We start from the raw sequence: 17,858 nt of genomic DNA, 5'->3' as shown, positions 1-17,858 counted from the left end.
CGATGAAAGCTTGCGCGGCATGGGCGAGCGTAATGCGCCGGCTTCCCGTATCGTGTCGAATTATTCTCTATCCGCTTAGATCCGGAAACTTCACCGACGTGTCCGCCGATACCCCGCAAACCACGCCCCGCGACCCCGACGCGCCGATGACCTCGCTGGAGCGCCGCGGCATGGCCGCGATGCTGCTCGCCGTCGCGCTCGCGACACTCGATACCGCCATCGCCAACACGGCGCTGCCCGCCATCGCCGCCGACCTGCACGCCACGCCCGCCGCGTCCGTCTGGATCATCAATGCGTACCAGCTCGCGATGGTCGCCACGCTGTTGCCGCTCGCCGCGCTCGGCGGGATCGTCGGGCATCGGCGCGTTTATCTGAGCGGGCTCGTTGTGTTCACGATTGCATCGGCGGTATGCGCGTTCTCGTGGTCGCTGCCGACGCTCGTCGCCGCGCGCCTGCTGCAAGGGCTCGGCGCGAGCGCGATCATGAGCGTCAACACCGCGCTCATCAGCGCGATTTTTCCGCTGCATCGGCTCGGGCGCGGCGTCGGGCTGAATGCGCTCGTGGTCGGCATCGCGTTCGCCGTGGGGCCGACGGTCGCGTCGATCGTGCTCTCGCTCGGCACCTGGCCGTGGCTCTTCGCCGTGAATCTGCCGGTCGGCGTGCTTGCGTTCGCGATCGCGTGGCCCGCGTTGCCGCAAACGAAGCGCAGCACGCACGGGTTCGATCGCGTCGCGGCGGCGCTCAACGTCGTGACGTTCGCGTCGCTGATTTTCGCGCTGGGCGAAGCGGCGCAGCGCGCGCCGTCGGGGACCGTGATCGCATCGTTCGGCGTGGCGCTCGTCGCGGGCGCGCTGATGCTGCGTCGCGAGCGCGGGCATCCGGCGCCCATGCTGCCCGTCGATCTCTTCCGGCGCCCGATGTTCGCGCTCTCGACGATGACCGCCGTCTGCTCGTTCGCCGCGCAAGGGCTCGCGTTCGTGTCGCTGCCGTTCTATTTCGAAAGCGTGCTCGGCCGCACGCAGGTCGAAACCGGCTTTCTGATGACGCCGTGGTCGGCGCTCGTCGCGTTGATGGCGCCGGTCGCGGGCCGGCTGTCGGATCGTTATCCGCCGGGTCTGCTGGGCGGCATCGGGCTGGCGACGCTGTGCGCGGGCATGGTGTCGCTGGCGGCGTTGCCGGCCAATCCGCATGCGCTCGATATCTGCATCCGCATGGCGATCTGTGGCGCGGGCTTCGGCTTCTTTCAGTCGCCGAATCTGAAGGCGTTCATGGCGAGCGCGCCGCGTGAGCGCAGCGGCGGCGCGAGCGGCGTGGTCGCGACGGCGCGGCTCATCGGGCAGGCGGTCGGCGCGGCGCTCGTGGCGCTGTGCTTCGGGATCGCGGGCAAGCACGGGCCGGGGCTCGCGCTCTCGCTGGGCGCGGGATTCGCGGGCGCGGCGAGTGTCGCGAGCGGGTTGCGGCTGGTGACGCGGGATCGTGGGGAGAAGGCGGTGGAGATGGCGCGGGAGTGAGCGGCGGGCGTCGACAAGGGATCGTCGCGTGGCGACGTCGAGGGCGCGCGAAGTAAAACGCCGCCGCTCGCCGCGCGTTCGAAGGACGCGGCGAGCGACCTGCGCTCATGTGCGAAACGCCAGGCGATCGCCCGCGCCGCCACGCCCTCACATCCGCCGAACCTTGACCTTGCGTCCCTTGAGCTTCCCGACGCTCAGCTTGCGCACGGCATCGTCCGCGACGCCCCGCTCCACGGCGACGTAAGTCACCATATCCATCACGTTGATCTTGCCGATCTGCTCGCCCTTGAAGCCCGCCTCGCCGGTGAGCGCGCCGAGCACATCGCCGGGGCGGATCTTGTCCTTGCGGCCGCCGAGAATCTGCAGCGTCGCCATCGGCGGCTTCAGATGCCCCGGTTCCGCCGACGTCAGTTCCGACAGCGGATGCCACTCCACTTCCGCGCGCTGCGCCTCTTCGATCGCCCCGACGCGCCCCATCTCGTCCATGCTCGCGAGCGACAGCGCCCAGCCTTCCTCACCCGCGCGCCCCGTGCGTCCGATGCGATGCACGTGCACTTCGGGATCCGGCGTCACATCGACGTTGATGACCGCTTCCAGTTGCGCGATGTCGAGTCCGCGCGCGGCGACATCGGTGGCGACGAGCACGGAGCAACTGCGATTGGCGAACTGCACGAGCACCTGATCGCGTTCGCGCTGCTCCAGCTCGCCGTGCAGCGTCAGCGCTTCGAAGCCCTGCGCCAGCAGCACGTCGAGCAGATCGCGGCATTGCTGCTTCGTGTTGCAGAACGCGAGCGTGCTGACCGGGCGATAGTGATCGAGCAGCAAGCCGACCGCGTGCAGCCGCTCATGATCTTCGACCTGATAGAAGCGCTGCTTGATCTTCGCGTTGCTGTGCTGCTCGGTGAGCTTGATTTCGCGCGGATTGCGCAGGAACTGCTGGCTCAGTTTCGCGATGCCTTCCGGATACGTCGCCGAAAACAGCAGCGTTTGCCGATCCTTCGGACACTGCCGCGCCACCGACGCGATATCGTCGAAAAAGCCCATGTCGAGCATGCGATCCGCTTCGTCGAGGACGAGCGTGCGGACCGCGTCGAGCGAAAGCGTCTCGCGCTGCAGGTGATCCATGATCCGCCCCGGCGTCCCGACGACGATATGCGCGCCGTGTTCGAGACTCGCGATCTGCGGACGCATCGGCGTGCCGCCGCACAGCGTCAGCACCTTGATGTTTTCCTCGGCGCGCGCGAGTCGGCGGATTTCCTGCGTGACCTGATCGGCGAGTTCGCGCGTCGGGCAGAGCACGAGCGCTTGCACGGCGAACTGGCTGGTATCGAGCCGGGCGAGCAGCGGCAGCGTGAAGGCGGCGGTCTTGCCGCTGCCGGTTTTCGCCTGCGCGATGAGATCGTGACCCGCGAGCGCGTGCGGCAGGCTGGCGGCCTGGATCGGCGTCATCGACGCGTAGCCGAGTTGTTGCAGGTTCGCCTGCATCGCGGGCGAGAGCGGCAGGCTGGCGAAGGAGGTGTCGGTCGTCATGGTTAGTGCTTTCCGTAGGGCGGAACGTCCTTGACTTGCTCGTACGTGACCTCGCCTTGTGCGTCTTTCTGGCGCGTCACGTAATTGCGCGCGCCGCACATCGGGCAGCGAAAGAGCAGGCCTTGGCCTTCGTTGTGGATGACGACGTCGGAGAGTTGCCAGTCGGCGCCGCAGGACTGGTTTCGGCAGGTGAACATGGTGGGGTCGCTGACGCGATCGATGGGTTCAAAGGCGAGAGTGTACGCGGGTCGGAGGCGCGCGGCGTGCGAATCAGAACGGGCGCGCGCGCCCTCTGAAGACCTGCGCGCGATGCCACGAGACGAACGAGTGAGACGGATGATGCTCCAGCCGCACGGGCGCATTCAGTTGGCCGCCGTGATGTCTCAGCAAGATATGTTCGAACTGCTCCGTGCCGTGGGCGTCTTCGGAGACCAGCACGCGGCGATCGTCGGCGAGCGTGAAAGCGCCCATGTCGAAGAGCTTGTGGTGCAGGCAGCACAGCGCGATGCCGTTTTCGACCACATCCGGGCCGCGATACTGGAACCACTTGATATGCGCCGCTTCGAGACCGATCGTGCGGTTGCAGATCCGCATGTCCCAATTGCACAGCGCGCAGCGGTACTGATACGCACGCAGCACGTTGTCGCGGAATTCGGGATCGCGGCGCGTCTTGCCGCGCTCGGGCGCTTCGTCGAAGGCTTCGTCGAGCGACAGGCCGACTGCCGCGAGAATGTCCTCGTGCATGCTGTCGGCGAAATGCGCGTTGAGCAGCATGCGCGCGACGGCGCCGATGGCTTGCGGATGAGTGTCGAAGACGCGCTGCACGTCATCGGAGAACCGGCCGATGGCGTCGATGCGGCGCAATTGCGTCTTGCCGAGATCAGCGTTCGACGCGATGCGGTTCGTCGCGTCGCCTGTCTGGACTTGCCACACGTCGTCGCTTTGCAGGCGAAGAAAGGGCATTTCAGGGTATAGCGTCCGGCGCGAAGGACCGAATTCGCGCAGCAGTTCGTTGAGCTTGCTTTCGTACTGAACGAACGGGACGGCGTGGATGCCGCGACGGTATAAACCCAGCGCCAGCAGCGCGAGCAAAGGTTTGTGCGGCGCGCGTTCGTCGCCGCGCTGCCAGACCTTCAACGCATCGAAACGTTGAAGGATGTCCGGCGGATGCGAGGCTTTCATGCGGCTTCGATGTCGATGAAGCTTGAGGCGAGGCGGTCGCGTAGGGATCGTCGATTCCTACGCGACTGCTCATCCCTCAAACATCAATATTCCCCGCCCGCAGCGCATTCGTCTCGATAAACGCGCGACGCGGCTCGACGTCGTCGCCCATGAGCGTCGTGAAAATGCCGTCCGCCGCAATCGCGTCTTCGATCTGCACGCGCAGCAGGCGCCGCACGTTCGGATCCATCGTCGTTTCCCAAAGCTGCTCGGGATTCATCTCGCCCAAGCCCTTGTACCGCTGCTTCGAAACGTTGCGCTCCGCATCCGCGATCAGCCATTTCATCGCGTTCTTGAAGTCCGACACGGCCATCGACCGCTCGCCGCGCTTGATCAGCGCGCCTTCGCCGATCAGGCCCTTGAACGTATCCGCCGTCGACACGAGCTGCTTGTAGTCCGCGGTCAACTGCAGGTCTTCGTCGAACACGGACACCTTCACGTTGCCATGATGACGCCGCTTGATATGCAGCGAACGCAGTTCGCGAACCTGATCGTAAGCCGCTTCGACCGACACTTCCGGCTTCAGCGGATCCGCGCGCAAACGCTCTTGCAGCCGCTTCGCCGATGCCTCCGCCTGTTCCTGCGACGACAGATCGATCACCACGCCATCCATTACCGCTTCGAGCGCGGCGGCATCGTAAATACGGCTGATACGATCCACCACCGCCTGCGCCAGCAGATACGCCCTCGCGAGTTCGCCGAGCGCATCGCCGGAAATGGCTTCCGCGCCTTCGCTCGGAATCAGCTCGGAGCCGTGCAGCGCGAGCTTCAGCATGTGCTGGTTCAGCTCGTGCGCGTCCTTCATATACCGCTCGTCCTTGCCCGCCTTGATCTTGTAGAGCGGCGGCTGCGCGATGTAGATATACCCGCGCTCGACGATCTCCGGCATCTGCCGGTAGAAGAACGTCAGCAGGAGCGTGCGGATGTGCGCGCCGTCCACGTCCGCATCCGTCATGATGATGATGCGGTGATAGCGCAGCTTGTCGAGGTTGTAGTCGTCCTTGCCGATACCGCAGCCGAGCGCCGTCACCAGCGTCACGATCTGCTCGGACGAAATCAGCTTGTCGAAGCGCGCCTTCTCGACGTTCAGCACCTTTCCGCGCAACGGCAAAATAGCCTGGAATTTGCGATCACGCCCTTGCTTCGCCGATCCACCCGCCGAGTCGCCCTCGACGATATAAATCTCCGACTTCGCCGGATCCTTTTCCTGGCAATCCGCGAGCTTCCCCGGCAAACCGATGCCGTCGAGCACGCCCTTGCGACGCGTCATCTCGCGCGCCTTGCGCGCCGCATCGCGAGCGCGCGCCGCATCGACGATCTTGCTCGTGATGATCTTCGCGTCGTTCGGCGTTTCCTGCAGATAATCTTCCAGCGCCTTCGCGACGATTTCCTCGACCGGCGCGCGCACCTCCGACGACACCAGCTTGTCCTTCGTCTGCGAACTGAACTTCGGCTCCGGCACCTTCACCGACAGCACGCACGAAAGACCTTCGCGCATATCGTCGCCGGTCGTCTCGACCTTCGCCTTCTTCGCGATATCGTTGTCCGTGATGTACTTGTTGATGACGCGCGTCATCGCGGCGCGCAGGCCCGTGAGGTGCGTGCCGCCGTCGCGCTGCGGAATGTTGTTCGTGAAGCACAGCACGCTTTCGTTGAAGCTGTCGTTCCACTGCATCGCCACTTCGACGGTCACGTTCTCGCGCTCGCCCGTCGCGTGGAACACGGTCGGATGCAGCACCTGCTTCTGCTTGTTGATGTACTCGACGAAGCCCTTCACGCCGCCCGCGAACGCGAAATCGTCTTCCTTGCCGGTGCGCAGATCCGTCAGCCGGATACGCACGCCGTTGTTCAGGAACGAAAGCTCGCGCATGCGCTTGGCGAGAATGTCGTAATGAAATTCGACATTGCCGAAGATGGTCGCGTCAGCCAGGAAGTGCACTTCGGTGCCGCGATTTTCCGTGTCGCCGACGACGGGCATCGGCGAATACTGCACGCCGTCTTCCTCGACGATCTCGCGGTTCTGCACGACGCCGCGCGCGAATTCCATGAAGTGCTTCTTGCCGTCGCGGCGCACCGTGAGGCGCAGCCATTCGGACAGCGCGTTCACGCACGACACGCCCACGCCGTGCAGGCCGCCCGACACCTTGTAGCTGTTCTGGTCGAACTTGCCGCCCGCGTGCAGCTCGGTCATCACGATCTCGGCGGCGCTGCGCTTCGGATCGTGCTTGTCGTCGCGCTTCAGGCCGGTCGGCACGCCGCGGCCGTTGTCGGTCACGGAGATGGAGTTGTCCGCGTGAATGGTCACGTGGATGTCGTCGCAATAGCCCGCGAGCGCTTCGTCGATGGAGTTGTCCAGCACTTCGAATACGAGGTGATGCAGACCGGTGCCATCCGACGTATCGCCGATATACATGCCCGGGCGCTTGCGCACCGCCTCCAGACCTTCGAGGATCTGAATGGACGATGCGCCGTAGCTGTTGTCGGGTTGCGAATTTGTGTTTTCAGTCATGGATTTCTTCCGGTTCTGCGTCACTGCTTCGGTTACTGCTCGAACTTTTCAAAACACCTTAAAAACACCAAAGGGGCGCGCCGCCCCTTGGAGTGTCATCGGTATCGCGCGCATCAGATGCGCATCGGCATCACCACGTATTTGAATTCCTCGTTCTCGGGAATCGTAATGAGCGCGCTCGAATTGGCGTCGCCCAGCGCGACTTGCAGCGTGTCGACCTTCAGATTCGCGAGCACGTCGAGCAGATACGTGACGTTGAATCCGATATCGACGGTATCGCCCTGATACGCGATCTCGAGTTCTTCCTGCGCCTCTTCCTGATCCGCGTTGGTCGACATGATCTTCAACTGGCCCGGCTCGATCAGGCAGCGCACGCCCTTGAACTTGTCGGACGTTAGAATGGCCGCGCGCTGCAGCGAGCGCTGCAATTCCTCGCGGCCGATTTCGAACGTGTTCTTGTGCGACTTCGGAATCACGCGCTGGAAATCCGGGAACTTGCCTTCCACGAGCTTCGACACCAGTTCCACCTGACCGAACGTGAACTTCACCTGCGTGGCGGCGATGTCGATCTTCAGCGTGTCGTCGATGTCTTCCAGCAGGCGCTGGAGTTCCAGAATGGTCTTGCGCGGAATGATGACTTCCTGACGCGGGAACGCGCCGCCGTCGATCTTCATCGACGAGAAAGCGAGACGGTGGCCGTCCGTTGCGACGGCCATCAGCTGGTCGCCGTCCACCACGAGCAGCATGCCGTTCAGGTAATAGCGGATGTCCTGCTGCGCCATGGCGAAATACACCATGCCGAGCAGCTGGCGGAACGTCTTTTGCGGAACCGACAGGCTCGCGCCGAAGTCAGTAGCCTGGTTGACCGTGGGAAATTCGTCCGCGGCGAGCGTCTGCAGCGCGAAGCGGCTCTTGCCCGAGCGCACGGTGAGGCGCTTGTCGGACAGGTCGAGCGCGACTTCGCCGGAGGGCATGGCGCGCAGGATGTCGAGCAGCTTGCGCGCGGCGACAGTGGTCGCGACCTGATCGCCGCCGACGCCGAAATCCGCGCGCGTGGTGATCTGCAGTTCGAGGTCCGTCGAAAGGAACGACACGTCCGCGCCGTTCTTGGTGATGAGCAGATTCGCGAGGATAGGCAACGTATGGCGGCGTTCTACGATACCGCTCACGGTTTGCAGCGGCCTTAGAAGATTATCTCGTTCGGTCTTGACCAGTTGCATAGAGTTCCTTCATTGATGTGACGGCCTGTCCAGCGGCTCGCAAACCGGTTCACCACCGCTGCTTGGTGCTACACCGCCGGACAACCTCGTAACACGCGTTGCCGGCCCCCCGCCGGTCACTCGCGAATGCTTGCGCTAAGTACCGCCCAGGCCAACGGACGGCAAACCTGTATTGTGCCTCAAAACGGAACCACTCCCTAAAAATAGGGGCGTTTTCGCCAATAAACAGGCCCGCGTCATGCGCTTTTCGAGGCGTGCGTTCTTCAGTCCCGCATCGCGCGGGCTCAGCCCTTGAGCGTCTGCTCCAGCACGTGCAGTTCGTGGTTCAGTTGCGCGTCGTTGCCGCGCTCCGCCGCGATTTTGCGCACCGCGTGCAGGACGGTCGTATGGTCGCGTCCGCCGAACAATTCCCCGATTTCCGGCAGGCTCTTCTGCGTCAGTTCCTTCGCCAGATACATCGCGATCTGGCGCGGGCGCGCGATATTGGCCGGCCGCTTCTTCGAATACATGTCGGCGACCTTGATGTTGTAAAAATCGGCGACAGTCTTCTGGATGTTCTCCACCGAAATCTGCCGGTTCTGCACCGTCAGCAGGTCTTTCAGCGCTTCGCGCGTCAGTTCGATGGTGATCTCGCGCCCATGGAACTTCGAATACGCGAGGATCTTGCGCAGCGCGCCTTCGAGCTCGCGCACGTTCGAGCGCAGATGCTTCGCGACGAAGAACGCGACGTCTTCGGACAGGCTCACGCCTTCGGAGAACGCCTTGCGCATCAGAATGGCGACGCGCATTTCCAGCTCGGGCGGCTCGATGGCGACCGTCAGCCCCGAGTCGAATCGCGAGATGAGGCGATCGTCGATACCGGAGATTTCCTTCGGATACGTATCGCTCGTGATGATGACCTGCGCCTTGTTCGCGACGAGCGCCTCGAACGCATAGAAGAATTCTTCCTGCGTGCGGGACTTGCCGGAGAAGAACTGAATATCGTCGATGAGCAGCAGGTCGAGCGAGTGGTAATAGCGCTTGAAGTCGTCGAACGCCTTGCGCTGGTACGCCTTCACCACGTCGGACACGTACTGCTCCGCGTGGATGTAGCGGATGCGCGCGCCGGCCTTGTCCATCAGCAACTGATTGCCGATGGCGTGAATCAGGTGCGTCTTGCCGAGACCCACGCCGCCGTACAGAAAGAGCGGGTTGTACGAGATGCCCGGGTTGTCGGCGACCTGAATGGCCGCCGCGCGCGCGAGTTGGTTCGCCTTACCGGTCACGAAGTTGTCGAACGTGAGCACCGGATTGAGCTTCGAACGTTCGAACGCGGAATCGTTTTCACCGCCGGCCGAAGGCGCGCCGCCCGGACGCCACGTGCGCCGGCCAGCGGCGGCTTCGTTGGCGTCGAGGCTCGGGAGATCCAGGTCCGCCTGGTCTTCCTGCATCGCCTGCGCCTGCTGCGCGGCTTCGGCCGCGAGCGCGTTGATGTGCGCGGCGGCGTTCGCGTGCGCGACGACGGTCGGCGCCTGTTGCGCGGGCGATGGCGCCGACGGCGCCGGCGGACGCGGCGCGGTCACGCTCGGACGCGGCGCCGCATTCGGCCCGCCGCCGATCGCGTTGCGCGCGGTGGCTTTGGGATCGAGAACGAATTGCACGTCGATGGGCGCGCTGAAGAACTCGCGCGCCACATCGGCGATGCGTCCGGAGAACTGGCTCTTCACCCAGTCGAGCTTGAAGCGATTCGGGGCGGCGATGCGCAGGGTGCTTGCGTCGGCATCGAAGTCGACCGGGGTCAGCGGCTTGATCCACGTGACGTACTGCTGGGGCGTGAGCTCGCGCTCCAGCAATGCGGAACAGTGTTCCCAGAAATCGTTCATCGAATGCGGTCGTTATGGTTGCTGCGCGCACCTGCGGCCATGCTTGCCAGAATGATGGGCAAGTCCCGGCACGGCCATGCAGGTATGCTCCGGAGGCTTACGCCGCAAGGGTTTGCGGGCGAACGGCGGGCCGAAGCAGCGGGCGGATATTTGGGAGTAAGGCGAGATTCTAACGCCAAACCAGCAGGACGCGCGAGTTATCCACAGGGTCAAATCAGCGCGAGGATCGGTGCCGCGAAACAGCCGATGTATCGCCCGTAAGCGCTAAACTATTGACGGTCAATAGGAAAACGGTTTAAATAGCGGGTTCCGCGAAAACAGAATTCCTGAACCTCCGGCCATCGCGCTTGCAGTGACCACACTGGAGCCTTAGCCCGCGCGGTCAATCAACTCAAGTGAGAGCACCATGAAACGTACTTACCAACCTTCCGTTACCCGTCGCAAGCGCACCCACGGCTTTCGCGTTCGCATGAAGACCGCTGGCGGCCGCAAGGTCATCAACGCTCGCCGCGCGAAGGGCCGCAAGCGCCTGGCAGTCTAAAGACCGCCCGGTTGCTGCTCGGTAACGGCGGTAACGGGCGCGTGCTCTGCACCGCACAGAAGTCTTGAAACAGGACATCGTTCAGTTGCCGGCGCACGCCGCGTTCCCCAAGGCCGCAAGGCTGCTGAAAACGGATGAGTTCTCATCCGTTTTTCGTTTGCGCCCCTGGCGACGCTCGCCGCACTTCGTTCTGTACGGCAAGCCCACGGGCGGCGAGGCGCGGCTGGGTCTCGTCATCGGCAAGAAGCAGGCGCCGCGCGCGGTCACGCGCAATCTGATCAAGCGGCTCGCGCGCGAGGCGTTTCGTCTGCGGCGCGACAAGCTGCGCGGATTCGACATTCTCGTGCGTCTGCACGCGAAGATCGACCGCAAAGCCATGCCGAGCGCCAGTTCGCCGCCGCTCCTTGCGTTGTGCCGGGACGAACTTGAAACATTGCTCGACCGTGCCGTGCGCGAAGCTGCGCGCCGCGCGGCCGAAACCGTGACGGCGCCGCCGAGCGCGCCCGCCGTCGACGATTCATCCGGCCCTTCGGGGTCATGAAGCGCAGGCTTCGTCATGTCCGGCCCTCGCGGCGGACGTGACGCGCGGCGCGAAGCTTATGCAAACGGCACTCATCGCGTTGTTGCGCTTCTACAAGGTTGCCGTGAGCCCGCTGCTCGGCAACCGGTGCCGCTTTTGCCCTTCCTGTTCCGACTACGCGCGCGAGGCAATCCAGTATCATGGCGCCGCGCGTGGCACGTATCTGGCCGCGAGAAGACTTTGCCGCTGCCATCCTTTTTCGGCGGGCGGGATCGATCTCGTGCCGCCGCCCGCCGGGCGCGCTGATTTTCCCGACACGCTCGATCCGCGAGTTGCCGGCCTTCTCGAAGAAGAACCGGCAGCGCAAGCCGCTCAAAAAAAGCATTCACCACTAAACGGCGCCTAAGGCGCTTATCGATCGACACTGAGACAACGCATGGATATCAAACGCACCGTCCTATGGGTCATCTTCTTTGTGTCAGTTGTCATGCTGTTCGACAACTGGCAGCGCGACCATGGGCGCCCGTCGATGTTCTTCCCGAGCGCGACGCAGCCGGCCAAGACCGCCAGCAATCCGGCACCGGGCTCGGCGACGCCGGGCACGCAGCCGTCCGAACTGCCCAACGCGCCGGCCGGCACGGCGCCCGGCACCGCGACGCCGCCCGCCACGGCGGCATCGCAACTGGTGAAGTTCACGACGGACGTGTATTCGGGTGAGATCGACACGCGCGGCGGCACGCTCTCGAAGCTGTCGCTCCTGAAGGAAGGCGACGGCAAGCAGCCCGACCTCTACATCACGCTGTTCGATCACACCGCGAACCACACGTACCTCGCGCGCACGGGCCTGCTCGGCGGCGACTTCCCGAACCACAACGATGTCTTCACGCCGGTGCCCGGCCAGACCTCGCTGTCGGGCGATGCGAAGACGCTGACGCTCGCGCTCGAATCGCCGGTGAAGGGTGGCGTGAAGGTCGTGAAGACGTACACGTTCACGCGCGGCAGCTACGTGATCAACGTCGATACGAAGATCGAGAACGTCGGCAGCGCGCCGGTCACGCCGAAGCTCTACATGGAACTCGTGCGCGACAACACGCCGGTGGAAACGCCGCGCTTCTCGCACACGTTCATCGGGCCGGCTGTCTATACGGAAGCGAAGCACTTCCAGAAGATCGATTTCTCCGACATCGACAAGAACAAGGCCACGTTCGTGCCGTCCGCGAACAACGGCTGGATCGCGATGGTGCAGCATTACTTCGCGTCCGCCTGGATTCCGAAGGAAGGCACGCCGCGCGACATCTACGTGCAGAAGATCGATCCGGTGCTGTATCGCGTCGGCGTGCAGCAGTCGGTGCCGACGATCGCGCCGGGACAAAGCGTGAATGTCGATGCGCGCCTCTTCGCCGGTCCGGAGGAAGAGCGCATGCTGGAAGGCATCGCGCCGGGTCTGGAGCTGGTGAAGGACTACGGCATGGTGACGATCATCGCCAAGCCGCTTTTCTGGCTGCTCGAGAAGATTCACGGCTTCGTCGGCAACTGGGGCTGGGCGATCGTGCTGCTCACGCTGCTGATCAAGGCGGTGTTTTTCCCGCTGTCGGCGGCGAGCTACAAGTCGATGGCGCGCATGAAGGAAATCACGCCGCGCATGCAGCAGATTCGCGAGCGCTTCAAGAGCGATCCGCAGAAGATGAACGCGCAGCTGATGGAGCTGTACAAGACCGAGAAGGTGAATCCGTTCGGCGGCTGTCTGCCGGTGGTCGTGCAGATTCCGGTGTTCATCTCGCTGTACTGGGTGCTGCTGTCGTCGGTGGAAATGCGCGGCGCGCCGTGGATCGGCTGGATTCACGATCTGTCGCAGCAGGACCCGTACTTCATCCTGCCGGTGCTGATGGCCGTCTCGATGTTCCTGCAGACGAAGCTGAACCCGACGCCGCCGGACCCGGTGCAAGCCAAGATGATGATGTTCATGCCGATCGCGTTCTCGGTCATGTTCTTCTTCTTCCCGGCGGGTCTCGTGCTGTACTACGTGGTGAACAACGTGCTGTCGATCGCGCAGCAGTACTACATCACGCGGATGATGGGCAAAGGCCGGAAGAAAGCGGCTTGAGGCTCGTGTCTACGTTGGTTTGAAGTGGAAACGCCCGGCTTTGGCCGGGCGTTTTTTATTGGTGCCTGCGGATCGTGGGAATCAGCGCTTCATCGCTCCATAAAACTGGCCGATGAGTTCTTCCAGCAGATACCGGTGATGCGGCGACAGCGCCTCGATCTTCGACGCCAGTTCCAGCGTCTCCTCCGATGCCGGGTACTTCTCGTCGCGCGCGAGCGGCTTCGGCGTGGTCTGCGAATTGCCGCTCGGCGGCGGACCGTAGTGCAGCCAGTGCAGATCCACCTTCAGCCACTCGGCAAGCAACTGCAGTTTGTCGACGGTGGGAATCGAGCGTCCCGTGAGCCATTTGTGCGCCGTCTGAGCGGAAACCGGTTCGCCCTGAAAGCGCAGGTTGAATTTGTTTGCGAGGTCGGTGGCGCCGCGCATCCTCTCGGGCGAGCGGGTCATCGAAAATTTGAGCCGTTCCGAGAAATCGGCTTTTTCTTGTGGTGTGGGCATGCTTTCGATTGTGCAAGGCAATCATTGCCTAGTAGTCAACCAGCCGGGCGATATCTGGCGGAAATCGGAGCGCTTTTATCTTTCTCAGGCTTAATCGATTACTGCTTCAAGGCAAGCAATTAGCCGTGTCTTACCGCATGCGACGGGCGCTCTCCGCGATTGTTTCGCTACCGAGACAGCGACGGCCGAATCAAAGACCTATCTTGTTTAAGATAATGCAAGAATCGTCCTAACGCTGGGCGATCGGACCCGCGCGATACAATGCCGGCACCTCTGCTTTCACACTGACACGCCATCATCATGTTGACCAACGACACCGATCCGATCGTCGCCATTGCTACCGCGCCCGGGCGTGGCGGGATCGGCGTCGTGCGGCTGTCGTTCGGGCGCGCGGGCGAAGCGGCCGCCCAGGAGGCGATGCGCGCGCTATGCGGCCAGCCGCTCGCGCCGCGTCACGCGAGCTACGTGCCGTTCATCGACGGCAACGGGGAAGCGCTCGATCGCGGCATCGCGCTGTACTTTCCCGCGCCGCATTCGTACACCGGCGAACACGTGCTGGAATTGCAGGGCCACGGCGGCCCGATCGTGCTGCAACTCGTGCTGCAACGGGCGATCGAAGCGGGCCGAGGCTTTGGCATCCGCCTCGCCGAGCCGGGCGAGTTCACGCGCCGCGCCTTTCTCAACGACAAGCTGGATCTCGCGCAGGCCGAAGCCGTCGCCGATTTGATCGAAGCGAGCACGGAAGCCGCCGCGCGATCGGCCGGCCGTTCGCTCGAAGGCGCGTTCTCGCGCGAAATTCACGCGCTCGTGGAAGACGTCATCACGCTGCGAATGCTGGTCGAAGCGACGCTCGATTTCCCCGAAGAAGAAATCGACTTTCTCGAAGCCGCCGACGCACGCGGCAAGCTCACGCGCATCCGGCAACGCCTGGACGCCGTGCTCGCGGACGCGCGTCAGGGCGCGTTGCTGCGCGAAGGGATGTCGGTGGTGCTGGCGGGACAGCCGAACGTCGGCAAGTCGTCGCTGTTGAATGCGCTTGCGGGCGCGGAACTGGCGATCGTCACGCCGATTGCCGGCACCACGCGCGACAAGGTCGCGCAGACGATTCAGGTGGAAGGCATTCCGCTGCATATCATCGATACCGCCGGTTTGCGCGAGACCGAGGACGAAGTGGAGCGTATTGGCATCGAGCGGACGTGGGGCGAAATCGAACGCGCCGACGTCGTGCTCCATCTGCTCGATGCGCGCGCCGCGACCACGTCCGAAGACGAAGCGATCGCCGCGCGGTTTCCGCCGGGCGTGCCGGTCGTGCGAGTGTTGAACAAGACGGACCTCGCAGGGACGCTCGCGGCCGTGCGCGAGGGCGACGACCACGCGCGCGAAGTGAATCTGTCCGCAAAAACGGGCGACGGCATCGAGCTACTACGCGGCGAACTGCTCAAAATCGCCGGTTGGCAAGCGGGCGCTGAAAGCGTGTATCTCGCGCGCGAGCGGCATTTGATCGCCTTACGCGCGGCGCGGGATCATCTCGCGTTCGCCGCCGATCACGCGAATCAGCAGTCGCAGGTATTGGACTTGTTCGCCGAAGAGTTGCGGCTCGCGCAGGACAGCCTCAACGCGATTACCGGCGAATTCACGTCGGATGATCTGCTGGGCGTGATTTTCAGCCGGTTCTGCATCGGAAAGTGATTACGCGCCTTCCGGTCGCCCGAGTTCGCGCAATTCCGCGCTGAGCGCTTCGACCTCTTCCGGCCGGCCATGAAACGCGGCCGGCGTGTTCTGGAACATCTCGATTCGATACACCCCATCGCACAGCGACAGCACGAGCGTCTGAATGGCGTTTAGTCGCTCGTCGAGCGCGGTGGCCCCACGCGGCCACATGCCGGCGACGGCGCGCAGCAACAACGTCTGCTCCCCGGCGAGACGCCTTATCTCGCGCACTTTCGCGACGAAGAGCGGCGTCGGATGCTGCGCGAAGATGGGCTCCAGATGCGCCTCGATGCAAGCGCGTCCGTCGATTGTGCTGCCGTCGAAGCCGACCAGACTGCCGCGCTCGGTGAAGCGCGCGGCCATGGCGGCGGCGTCCTGGCGGTTCCAGTCGCCGAGCAGCGCGTCATAGACGTGCCGCGCGCTCGAGGCCCAATCGTCGGGCTGGCTCATGCTGCCTTCTTCCACGCCGCCGCGAACACGCCCGCGCCCATCAAAAGCGCGCCGCCGGTGCGGTTCACCGTGCGCTGGACGCCCGGCTTGCGGATGGCCCGCCGCGCGCCCGACGCGAGCAGCGCATAAGCGAACGCGTTGGCCGCCGCGAGACCGACGAACGTCGCCTCGAGAATGGCGATCTGCGAGACGCTCGCCGCGTGCGGATCGACGAATTGCGGCACGAACGCGACGAAGAAAATGATGCTCTTCGGATTGAGCGTGGTGACGGCGTACGCATGGGCCAAGATGCGTCCCGTGCGCAAGTCGTTGCTGGGCGTGACGGCGTCCGTATCGACGACGGGCGCGCGCCACAGCTTCACGCCCAGATAGAACAAGTACGCCGCGCCGATCCATTTCACCACCATGAACAACTCGGCCGATGCCGCGAGCAACACGCCGAGGCCGAGCATCGATGCGGTCATCGCGGTGAAGTCGCCGAGCGCAACGCCAAGTGTGGTCGCGAGCGCGTACTTGCGGCCGTGGCCGAGCGCGTACGACACCACGAGCAGCACGGTCGGCCCGGGAATCGCGACCAGAATGGCCGATGCGATGGCGAACGGCAGCCATTGTGCGAGAGTCATTCGTCTTTCTCCTGAAGGTCTCCTGTTGGAAGAGTCGATTTATCCACGAACGGCGGCGCATGGCAATAGGCCGTTCGGCCAGCTTTTTGCGCTGTAGGGCCTGTGGTAGCCGCACCAGCCGCATCGTCGGATTGCGCTCACAGCGCGTTCATGCGCCGCACAAATTAGCATTCGAGATAAATCGCCCCGTGAATGGCCATTGCGCGCCGATTATTTTTCGCGCTTCGAGTAATTAGCGATATCGCGCCATCGAATCGCGCGGACGTTAATAATCGATGTCACCTGCGACATTCTGTCGTGTTGCGATCGCACACAACATATGCTTGCAACTTTCACGCGCTCATCTAGCATCAGTCTTGCATTACCGAGCTTTTAAATATGTAGCTAATGCCGAAACGTATCGTTTGGAGGCCTAGTACATGAAGAAACGCGCCAGTGCTCTCTTCGTCGCGATGGGTTTGTTTGCCGTCGTATCGGCCGCGCAGGCTCAGGACAACGCCGTCCAGCCTCAGCAGACATTCAAATTCCGGCCCAATTCATACGGCTGTTTGTCTAAAGACAAATTCGATTCCGCCGACAAACACGCGAAAGCCGGCGAGCATCAGCAAATGCAGCAGTTTTTCGAAGGCTTCGAATGCGTATCCACACCGGTCGAATCGCATTTTCGGGTATTGCGCGTCGTCGGCCATGATGTCGAATTCGTGAATGCCGCGAATAACGATACGCAAGGCATGTGGACCGCGGATCGATTCATCGATCAATAAGCGGTTCGATTATTCGAAACTCCGGCTTGCCGGCGCGGTTTGAAACTTCGCCGGCGAGTGTCCCTGCGCCCGATGCGCGTGCATCCGGGCTTCCATTTCTGCATCGATTCGCCGCACAATATCGGACTCGTTTGCGTCCGATGCGCGGTGCTCCGTCCCGCCATGCCGCTCCCTTCCAACTCATTCGCCGGGCGACCACGCCGGCGCTCATTGCTGCATGGCTCTCAAATCCACCATCTACAAGGCCGATCTCCAGATCGCCGACATGGATCGCCACTACTACGGCGATCATTCCCTGACCATCGCGCGGCATCCGTCCGAGACCGACGAACGCATGATGGTGCGCGTCGCGGCGTTCGGCCTGTTCGCGAGCGAGAGGCTCGAGTTCTGCAAAGGGCTATCCGATACCGATGAGCCCGACCTTTGGCAGAAGGACCTCACTGGTCAGATCGAGTTGTGGATCGAAGCGGGCCAGCCGGATGAACGACGCATCGCGAAGGCGAGCGGGCGCTCGGAGCGCGTGGTGATCATCGCGTATGCGGGCAAGACGGCGGATATCTGGTGGCAAGGCGTGAAGGGCAAGGTCGAACGCCTGCGCAACGTGACGGTGTGGTCGCTCGCGGATGGCGTCGCGGAGGCGCTCGGCAAGCTGGCCGAACGGACGATGCGGCTGCAGCTCATGGTGCAGGACGGCGAGGCATCGCTGGGGAGCGCGACGGTCGATCCGGTTGCAATTCGGTGGAATGTGCTGAAGGGGGCGGTGGAGTGAGCTTGTCTGGCCGCCTTGTTGCGGTT

Annotated in this window: 17 protein-coding genes; 8 read left to right on the top strand and 9 right to left on the bottom strand. The window is 63.4% G+C overall.

Features of this window, described 5'->3' with window-relative positions; genetic code table 11:
* The first annotated feature begins 146 nt into the window (after window positions 1-146).
* On the top strand, window positions 147-1,511 hold the full coding sequence (locus NCR39_RS14375; RefSeq protein WP_250452794.1) for an MFS transporter: 1,365 nt from the start codon (window positions 147-149) through the stop codon (window positions 1,509-1,511).
* A 147-nt stretch (window positions 1,512-1,658) separates the two neighbouring features.
* Here the strand turns inward: NCR39_RS14375 and dbpA are convergent, their stop codons facing one another.
* The 6 genes from dbpA to dnaA form a co-directional block, all read right to left on the bottom strand.
* On the bottom strand, window positions 1,659-3,041 hold the full coding sequence (dbpA, locus tag NCR39_RS14370) for an ATP-dependent RNA helicase DbpA (RefSeq protein WP_250452765.1): 1,383 nt from the start codon (window positions 3,039-3,041) through the stop codon (window positions 1,659-1,661).
* A 2-nt stretch (window positions 3,042-3,043) separates the two neighbouring features.
* The gene (locus NCR39_RS14365) at window positions 3,044-3,238 is read right to left on the bottom strand and encodes a hypothetical protein (RefSeq protein ID WP_250452764.1); all 195 of its coding nucleotides are present in this window, start codon (window positions 3,236-3,238) and stop codon (window positions 3,044-3,046) included.
* A gap of 73 nt (window positions 3,239-3,311) precedes the next feature.
* On the bottom strand, window positions 3,312-4,223 hold the full coding sequence (locus tag NCR39_RS14360; protein WP_250452763.1) for a phosphorothioated DNA-binding restriction endonuclease: 912 nt from the start codon (window positions 4,221-4,223) through the stop codon (window positions 3,312-3,314).
* Window positions 4,224-4,299: 76 nt separating this feature from the next.
* Window positions 4,300-6,771 (bottom strand): DNA topoisomerase (ATP-hydrolyzing) subunit B, encoded by a 2,472-nt coding sequence (gyrB, locus tag NCR39_RS14355; protein ID WP_250452762.1) that lies wholly within the window; start codon window positions 6,769-6,771, stop codon window positions 4,300-4,302.
* A gap of 113 nt (window positions 6,772-6,884) precedes the next feature.
* The gene (gene dnaN / locus NCR39_RS14350; RefSeq protein WP_040053225.1) at window positions 6,885-7,991 is read right to left on the bottom strand and encodes a DNA polymerase III subunit beta; all 1,107 of its coding nucleotides are present in this window, start codon (window positions 7,989-7,991) and stop codon (window positions 6,885-6,887) included.
* 284 nt (window positions 7,992-8,275) lie between these two features.
* Window positions 8,276-9,853, bottom strand: a complete 1,578-nt coding sequence (gene dnaA, locus NCR39_RS14345; protein WP_040053226.1) for a chromosomal replication initiator protein DnaA — start codon at window positions 9,851-9,853, stop codon at window positions 8,276-8,278.
* A 406-nt stretch (window positions 9,854-10,259) separates the two neighbouring features.
* Between dnaA and rpmH the strand changes: the two genes are divergently transcribed.
* The 4 genes from rpmH to yidC all read left to right on the top strand — a co-directional run bounded on the left by rpmH (window position 10,260) and on the right by yidC (window position 13,018).
* Window positions 10,260-10,394, top strand: a complete 135-nt coding sequence (gene rpmH / locus NCR39_RS14340; protein WP_006998755.1) for a 50S ribosomal protein L34 — start codon at window positions 10,260-10,262, stop codon at window positions 10,392-10,394.
* A gap of 64 nt (window positions 10,395-10,458) precedes the next feature.
* The gene (rnpA, locus tag NCR39_RS14335; RefSeq protein ID WP_250452761.1) at window positions 10,459-10,935 is read left to right on the top strand and encodes a ribonuclease P protein component; all 477 of its coding nucleotides are present in this window, start codon (window positions 10,459-10,461) and stop codon (window positions 10,933-10,935) included.
* A 58-nt stretch (window positions 10,936-10,993) separates the two neighbouring features.
* Window positions 10,994-11,320 (top strand): membrane protein insertion efficiency factor YidD, encoded by a 327-nt coding sequence (gene yidD / locus NCR39_RS14330; protein WP_250452760.1) that lies wholly within the window; start codon window positions 10,994-10,996, stop codon window positions 11,318-11,320.
* Window positions 11,321-11,350: 30 nt separating this feature from the next.
* Window positions 11,351-13,018 (top strand): membrane protein insertase YidC, encoded by a 1,668-nt coding sequence (yidC, locus tag NCR39_RS14325; protein ID WP_250452759.1) that lies wholly within the window; start codon window positions 11,351-11,353, stop codon window positions 13,016-13,018.
* Between the two features lie 81 nt (window positions 13,019-13,099).
* Here the strand turns inward: yidC and NCR39_RS14320 are convergent, their stop codons facing one another.
* Window positions 13,100-13,516 (bottom strand): helix-turn-helix domain-containing protein, encoded by a 417-nt coding sequence (locus NCR39_RS14320; protein ID WP_250452758.1) that lies wholly within the window; start codon window positions 13,514-13,516, stop codon window positions 13,100-13,102.
* Between the two features lie 300 nt (window positions 13,517-13,816).
* Between NCR39_RS14320 and mnmE the strand changes: the two genes are divergently transcribed.
* On the top strand, window positions 13,817-15,205 hold the full coding sequence (mnmE, locus tag NCR39_RS14315; protein ID WP_250452757.1) for a tRNA uridine-5-carboxymethylaminomethyl(34) synthesis GTPase MnmE: 1,389 nt from the start codon (window positions 13,817-13,819) through the stop codon (window positions 15,203-15,205).
* Here the strand turns inward: mnmE and NCR39_RS14310 are convergent, their stop codons facing one another.
* Together NCR39_RS14310 and NCR39_RS14305 are read right to left on the bottom strand one after the other, a co-directional pair.
* Entirely contained in the window at window positions 15,206-15,676 is a 471-nt protein-coding gene (locus NCR39_RS14310) for an SgcJ/EcaC family oxidoreductase (RefSeq protein WP_250452756.1), read from the bottom strand.
* The gene (locus NCR39_RS14305; RefSeq protein ID WP_250452755.1) at window positions 15,673-16,299 is read right to left on the bottom strand and encodes a LysE family translocator; all 627 of its coding nucleotides are present in this window, start codon (window positions 16,297-16,299) and stop codon (window positions 15,673-15,675) included. Before NCR39_RS14305 ends, NCR39_RS14310 begins: the two co-directional genes overlap by 4 nt.
* A 419-nt stretch (window positions 16,300-16,718) precedes the next feature.
* On the opposite strand from NCR39_RS14305, the gene sap1 reads away from it, so the two are divergent.
* Both sap1 and NCR39_RS14295 read left to right on the top strand, forming a co-directional pair.
* Window positions 16,719-17,063, top strand: coding sequence for a surface attachment protein Sap1 (gene sap1, locus NCR39_RS14300; protein ID WP_250452754.1), 345 nt, complete (start codon window positions 16,719-16,721; stop codon window positions 17,061-17,063).
* Window positions 17,064-17,280: 217 nt separating this feature from the next.
* Window positions 17,281-17,832, top strand: a complete 552-nt coding sequence (locus NCR39_RS14295; protein WP_250452753.1) for a YaeQ family protein — start codon at window positions 17,281-17,283, stop codon at window positions 17,830-17,832.
* Window positions 17,833-17,858 lie beyond the last annotated feature (26 nt).

This window comes from Caballeronia sp. ATUFL_M2_KS44, assembly GCF_023630965.1.
GTDB classification, from domain to species: domain Bacteria; phylum Pseudomonadota; class Gammaproteobacteria; order Burkholderiales; family Burkholderiaceae; genus Caballeronia; species Caballeronia concitans.
Note: the sequence above shows the minus strand (reverse complement) of the source record. Positions and strands in the feature narration are given on the sequence as shown.